This window comes from Kitasatospora sp. GP82 (genome assembly GCF_029892105.1).
GTDB lineage: Bacteria > Actinomycetota > Actinomycetes > Streptomycetales > Streptomycetaceae > Kitasatospora.
On sequence record NZ_JARZAJ010000099.1, the window covers coordinates 1 to 6316 of the forward strand.

The 6316-nt window shown below is 72.4% G+C and carries 6 protein-coding genes; all 6 read right to left on the reverse strand.

Annotated features, from left to right (window positions below; genetic code table 11):
• Nucleotides 1-1506 (reverse strand): phosphoenolpyruvate carboxylase (locus P3T39_RS37055; protein ID WP_280703731.1); only part of this gene is annotated, 1506 nt, incomplete at its 3' end.
• Between the two features lie 92 nt (nt 1507-1598).
• Entirely contained in the window at nt 1599-2456 is an 858-nt protein-coding gene (locus P3T39_RS37060; RefSeq protein ID WP_280703732.1) for a DUF6282 family protein, read from the reverse strand.
• The gene (locus tag P3T39_RS37065; RefSeq protein WP_280703733.1) at nt 2449-3195 is read right to left on the reverse strand and encodes an RraA family protein; all 747 of its coding nucleotides are present in this window, start codon (nt 3193-3195) and stop codon (nt 2449-2451) included. Before P3T39_RS37065 ends, P3T39_RS37060 begins: the two co-directional genes overlap by 8 nt.
• Complete coding sequence (locus tag P3T39_RS37070) at nt 3192-4307, reverse strand: isocitrate/isopropylmalate family dehydrogenase (protein ID WP_280703734.1); 1116 nt, start codon at nt 4305-4307, stop codon at nt 3192-3194. Before P3T39_RS37070 ends, P3T39_RS37065 begins: the two co-directional genes overlap by 4 nt.
• Complete coding sequence (locus tag P3T39_RS37075) at nt 4304-5089, reverse strand: alpha/beta hydrolase (protein WP_280703735.1); 786 nt, start codon at nt 5087-5089, stop codon at nt 4304-4306. The genes P3T39_RS37070 and P3T39_RS37075 overlap by 4 nt, the downstream gene beginning before the upstream one ends.
• A complete protein-coding gene (locus P3T39_RS37080; RefSeq protein ID WP_280703736.1) occupies nt 5086-6105 on the reverse strand; it encodes a hypothetical protein in 1020 nt (339 codons plus the stop codon). The genes P3T39_RS37075 and P3T39_RS37080 overlap by 4 nt, the downstream gene beginning before the upstream one ends.
• Nucleotides 6106-6316 lie beyond the last annotated feature (211 nt).

Here is a 6316-nt window from a genome sequence, read left to right on the forward strand (position 1 = left end):
GTGCAGGTCGATCAGCCCGGCCTCGCGGGCCAGTACCGTCGCCGCGAAGACGTCGTCCGCGCCCTGGCACATCGAGATGATGTAGCTCTCGACGACCTCGGGCCCGTAGGTCTCGCCGATCTCCCTGATGGTGTGGAAGGTGCCGAGGGTGCGGTCCGGTTCGGTGGCCACGCCCGACAGCGGGCGGCGTGAGCGCAACTCCCCGGCGAGCAGCTGCTGGCGCTGCTCGCGGGTGAGTCCGGCGTATGTGCCGCCGTAGAGGCGGTCCAGGGTCTGGTGGTGGGCCTCGGCGTGCTCGCGGATGTCCAGGGTGGCCAGCTGGAGGCCGAAGGCGCGGACGGCGGCGATCGCCTGGGCGACGCTGCCGTCGGCGATCAGCTCACCGCGGTGGGAGCGCAGCGAGTCCTGGATCAGTACCAGGTCGGCGATCAGCTCGCCGGTGCCGAGATAGTCCCGGCCCGGGGTGTGCGGGGACCCGGTGGAGAGGCGTTCGGCGGTGTGGAGCAGCTTCTGCCGGATGCAGGTGGCCTTCAGCCGGTACGGCTCCTGTGCGTTGAGGCGCAGGTGGCGCGGATCCAGTTCGGGCAGGGCGGCGAGGTCGGCGGCCAGGCTGTCCAGCAGTTCGGGACCGGCGGCCGAGAGCCGGTCGGAGGAGGAGAGCGTGGCCCGCAGCTGCTCGGTGATCCGCAGCGCGCCCTTGATGCCGTACTCGTGCTGGAGGCGCAGGACCTGGCGGGTGACCTCCGGGGTGACGTTCGGGTTGCCGTCGCGGTCGCCGCCGATCCAGGTGCCGAAGGCCAGCGGCCTTGCCGTGTCCGGTAGTTCGACCCCGATCCGGGCCAACTCGGCGGTCAGGTCGGCGAGTACGGCGGGAACGGTGGACCGGTAGAGCTCGTCCAGGTAGTAGACGGCGTTGCGGGCCTCGTCGGCGGGCTCGGGACGGGTGGCGCGGATCTCGTCGGTCTGCCACAGCAGGTCGATGGCCTCGGCGAGTTGGCGGTCGGTGCGGGCCTGTGTGCACTGGCCTTCTTCGAGCAGCTCGGCGATCCGGCGGAGCTTGTTGAGCACTGTGCGACGGGCCGCCTCGGTGGGGTGGGCGGTGAACACCGGGCGCACCGCGAGGGCGGCCACGGCCTCGGCCAGGTGCTGCGGGTCGGCGTCGGCCAGCCGGTCCGCGGTGTGTGCGAGGACGGACCCGTCACGTCGGCGCAGGTCGATCTGCCGTGCGCGGTCCACCTGTTCGGCGATATTGGCCAGATGGAAGTAGGTGGCGAAGGCCCGGACCAGGTGGACGGCGGAGTCCAGGTCGGTCTCCTCCAGTAGCGCAGCCGCGGCCTGGTCGTCGGTGCGGGTGAGCCAGCGCACCTCCTCGACCAGGTCGAGGAGTTCCGGGCCCTGCTGGCGGACCAGGGTGGCGCCGAGCAGGTCGCCGAGACGGCGGATGTCGGTCCGCAGGGCGCTGCTGTCGGGCGGTGAGGTGGTCGCGGTGATGGTCAGAGTGGTCACGATGCTTCCCTTGCACGGTGGTTCGCCGCCGATCGGGCCGACCCGAGGAGGGCCGGCCCGATCTGGCTAAGGTCCGATCGCCTAGGGCGGCGTCAGACGGTGAGCAGCGCGGCTGGGTTGACGGAGGTGACGCGAGTGATCTCCTCGGCGCTCAGGCCGGCCTCGGCGAACCAGAGGTCGCTCTGCTGCCGCCACCCGGCGAGATCGGGCTGGTCGGGCTGGCCGAGGTCCGAGCTGTAGACCACCCGGGGGTGGCCGGTCAGTGTGGCGCGGAACATCTCCGCGTCGTGATGACCCAACAGGCGTGTCAGAAAGGTGAGTTCGACGTAGAGGCCGTCGACGTCGGCCAGGTCGGCCAGATCGGCCGGGGTGAGGCCGGAGATCGGGTGGGTGGCATGGGTGAGCAGTACCCTGGGCAGGCCGAGCCGCACGGCTTCGGCCACCACGGTGAGGATCTCCTCCCGGGTGCAGTGACCGGTCGCGAGCACCACCGGCAGGTCACGGGCGGCGCGCAGCACCTCGGTCACCTCCGGGCGCAGCCTCCCGTCCTCGGCCAGCACCCCGGCACCGCGCCAGCGGTCGGCGTCCAGCAGTGGGTGGAAGGGCGCGCGGTGGAGCTTGGAGCGGTGTGCGGCCCCGGCCAGGGTGGGCAGATGGACCACCAGCCGGGCCGGGGCGTCGGGCCCGTGCTCGTACACGGCCTGCTCCATCACCCGGGTCTGGATGCCGCCCGCCAGATCGTTGAGCACCACCGCGCCGGAGACCGGGAGTCCGGCCTGGCGGCTCTCCCAGGACTGGGCGGCGGTGGAGCCCAGGTGGCTCTTGATCACCACCCAGCCGTCGATCGCGGCGTAGGCCCGGCCAGCCTGGCAGGAAGTGAAGCGCCGTAGGTAGAGGTCGGGGCCGGCGTGGTAGTGGACATCGACCACCCGGCCGGTGAGCTCAAGCACCGGTCGCACCCGTCGCACCGGTCGCACCCGTCGCGGGGCCGTCCCACGGGCGGGCGTAGCCGAAACGCTGCCTGGCCTCGTCCAGGCGCAGGCCGTCGCGGACCGCGGCGGCGATCGCCTGCTCGGTCTGCTCCACCCGCTCGGCGCGCTCGGCGACCTCGGCGGCGAGGTGGGCCGGCACCACGAGTGCGCCGTTGTCGTCCGCGACGATGACGTCCCCGGGCCGTACCACGGTGCCGTGGACGTCCACCGGCAGCCCGGTGGCGGCCAGTTGGACCCGGTTCTTGCCGCTGACCATGGTGACGCCGCTGCTGAACAGCGGGTAGCCGGCGGCCCGGATCTCCGCGATGTCCCGGGCCGAACCGTGCAGGACGGTAGCGCGCACGCCACGCGAGCGGGCCACGGCGGTGAGCAGCGAGCCCCAGTTGGTGCAGTCGGTGCGGCCGCCGTTGTCGGCCACGACCACCGATCCGGCCGGTACGTCGTCCAGGTAGTTCGCCGCGTTGCGGAACTGCGACCCGGCCGCGTCGGCGTCCACCGGCCGGTAGGTGATGGTGTAGGCGATCCCGGCCGTCCGGGTGCCGGGCACGCGGGCGGCGATGCCCGCCAGAACGCCGGTGACGCCGAGGCTGTCGAGGGCATCGGAGACCGAGGCGGTGTCGAGTGCGGCCAGCCGCTCCACCACGGACACGGGGACGGCCGTCGCGACGACTGCCGCGGCCGGGCTGCTGCCGGTCATCGCTGCTCCTCGAAGTGTGCGGTGGTGGCGCCCAGTTCGTGGGCGACGGCATCGGCGGCCTGCCGGGTGGTGGCGGTTCCGCCCAGGTCGTAGGTGACGGTGCGGCGGGCCCGGACCACGGTGGCGACCGCCTCGCGGAGCTGACCGGCCGGGACCGGAAGGTCCAGATGGTTCAGCAGCTGGGCGACGGTCAGCAGGGTGGCGACCGGGTTGGCCCTGCCCTGACCGGCCATACCGGGGGCGCTGCCGTGCACGGGTTCGAAGTAGCTGCCCTGGTCGCCGATGTTGCCGCTGGAGGCGAGCCCGAGGCCGCCCATCACGCCCGCGCCGAGGTCGGACAGGATGTCGCCGAACATGTTCTCGGCGACCAGGACACCGAAGCGCTCCGGCCGGCGGACCATCCAGAGCGCGACCGCGTCCACGTTGAGGATCTCGGTCTCGATCTCCGGGTACTCCGTCGCCATCAACTCCAGCCGCTCACGCAGGTGGTGGGAGCTGTTGCGGAGCACGTTGGGCTTGTCCACCAGGGTGAGCAGCCGGTAGCCGTGGCTGCGGGCGTACTCGAAACCGAAGCGCAGCAGCCGGTCGATGCCGAAGCGGGTCTGCAGCCGAAGGGTGACGCTGGTGTCGGCGGCGCCGGAGGCAGCGGCGTTGGGGTGCGTACGGACGGCCTCCCACAGTGCGGGGTCCAGGCCGTGGAAGTCCAGGCCGGCGTAGAGGCCCTCGGTGTTCTCGCGGATCACCACGAAGTCGAAGCGACCGTGGTCCAGGTCGGCCACCGGCCTGACATTGGCGTACAGGCCCAGGCGCTGGCGCAGTTGGACGACGGGGGAGACGAACCGCAGCCCGGTGCCCCGGAGTCCGTCGGCGAGCTCGTCCTCCGCCTCGCGCAGCGGCTTGCTGGTGATGGCGCCGAGCAGGCAGGTGTCGGTCTCGGAGAGCAGCTGCCAGGTCTGTTCGGGGACGGGATCGCCGCCGCTGCGCCAGCATTCCCAGCCGATGTCGCCGAACCTGAAGTCCAGTGGCAGGCCGAGCTTTTCGATCACAGGCAGGGCGGCGTCGACCACTTCGGGTCCGATGCCGTCACCCGGCAGCACCGCGATGCTCTTCATGACAGTCCGTTCTCGTGGAGGAAGGATTCGACCAGGCCGTCGACCAGGTCGGGCCGTTCGGAGTGCGGGCGCATCCCGCACCCGGGGATCTCGTGCACCCGGTGGTGCGCGGCAGCGGCGGTGTGGCGCAGGCCGACCAGCCGGGAGAGGCCGCCGACGATGCCGAGCAGCGGCCCGGGGTGCCCGGTGACCTGCTTCGACACATCGACACCGGGCAGCAGCCGCATTCCGGTGGCCATCCGCCGACCGGCCTGCGGGTCGTCCCCGGCCGCTCCCCGCGAGGTGGCGGCGCAGGAGTCGAAGGGCTCGACGCCCTCCGGCAGGACGTAACGGTGCAGCAGTGCCAGGGAGTCGGCGGTGCGTCCGGCCGCGGCCAGGTCGCCGATCTCGGTCAGCCGGGCGTCGAGCACCGGGTCGGCCACGGCCGGTGCGGAGACCAGCAGTGCGGCCGTGCCGGGGTCGAGGGCGGGCAGCAGCGCCTGAGCGACGGCGCCGCCCAGCGCGTTGCCGCAGAGCAGGTCGGGCTTGGCGAACCGGGTCAGCAGCTCGGCCCAGCGATCGACGAACGCGGGCAGGTCGGCCACCGTCTCGTCCCAGACGGACAGGGTGTCCAGGACGGTGACCCGCAGGCCGGTCCGCAACAGGGTGCGGATCACGGGGGCGAAGAAGGTGCCGCCGTCCCACTCGGGTATGACGGGCGCCAGGACGAGGGCGTTGCCGGTGGCGGGGGCGGTCTTCGGGGTGAAGACCGCCGACACCACCGGGAGCCCGCGGACGGTCACTGCGCCGCCGCGGAGAGGACGGACTGGGCGAGCGCCGCGGCGGGGTTGACCGCCGTGGTGAGCAGCGGGCCGTCGGAGGCACCCGTCGGGCTCAGGACCCGGCCGGACAGGTGACGGGCGGTGCGCAGGCTCTCCCGGTGCTCGTCACCGAAGCTCTTGCGGTGCTCGACCGAGAGGTCGTACTGGCCCATCAGCAGGTCGGGCAGCGGCAGTGAGGGGGTGGCCTCGGGAATCGCGGCGAGCAGCATGTCGGCCAGCTCCAGGGTCGGGCCGAGGTCGAACTGGTGCGGGACCGAGCGGTCCACGTGGGCGGCCCACTGCTCGGCGATCAGGTTGCCGGGACCCTTGCCCATGCCCTGGACGGCGGAGTCCATCCAGCTGGCGCCGTGGTCCACCGCGCTGATCGCGTTGGCCAGCGCGAGGCCCAGGTTGTTGTGGGCGTGCAGGCCGACCGCGCTGTCGGTGACCGACTTGGTCACCGAGGTCAGCCGGGCCACCTCGCCGGGCGTCAGGCTGCCGTTGGAGTCCGCCAGGTAGACCACGTCGGTGCCGGCCTCGGAGCTCGCGGCGGCGACGTCCACGATGCTGCGGAAGGGCAGTTGGCTGACCCGGGTCAGATTGACGCAGACGGTGTAGCCGAGCTCCTTCGCCTGGCGGACGTACTCGAGGCCGGGCTCGGGGTCGGAGACCGGAAGGCAGATTCTGACGAGCCTGGCACCGGCCCGGTACATGTCCGGCAGGTCGTCCTCGGTGATGTTCTTCGGGTGCAGGATCACTCCGACGTGCTCGGCTCCGATCACCTCGGCCATCGCGGCCAGGTACTCGTCCTCACCGCGACCGGTCAGCCCGAGGTTGGGCGTCGGTGCGAAGGAGCCCTTGCGGTAGGCGGCCTCGACCCAGTCGAAGCCGGCCTCGACACTCAACCTGGCGTGCTTGAGGGCGTATTCGAGCGGGAAGTCGAAACTGTTGCGATAGCCGCCATCCCGCAGGGTGACGTCTATGTTGACGGTCTTCATGGCTGAACCTCGATTGGTGTGGATGGCTGTGGGGTGTCGTCCGGTGATGCGTGTTCTTCCAGTGCTCGGGGGCGCGCGGGGGAGTTCTTCGGCTCGGGGGTGCGGGAGTCGGGGGGGGGGGGGGGGGGGGGGGGGGGGGGGGGGGGCCGGGGGGGGGGGGGGGGGGCCGGGCGCGACCCCCACGCCGCCCGCGGGGGGGGGGGGGGGGCGC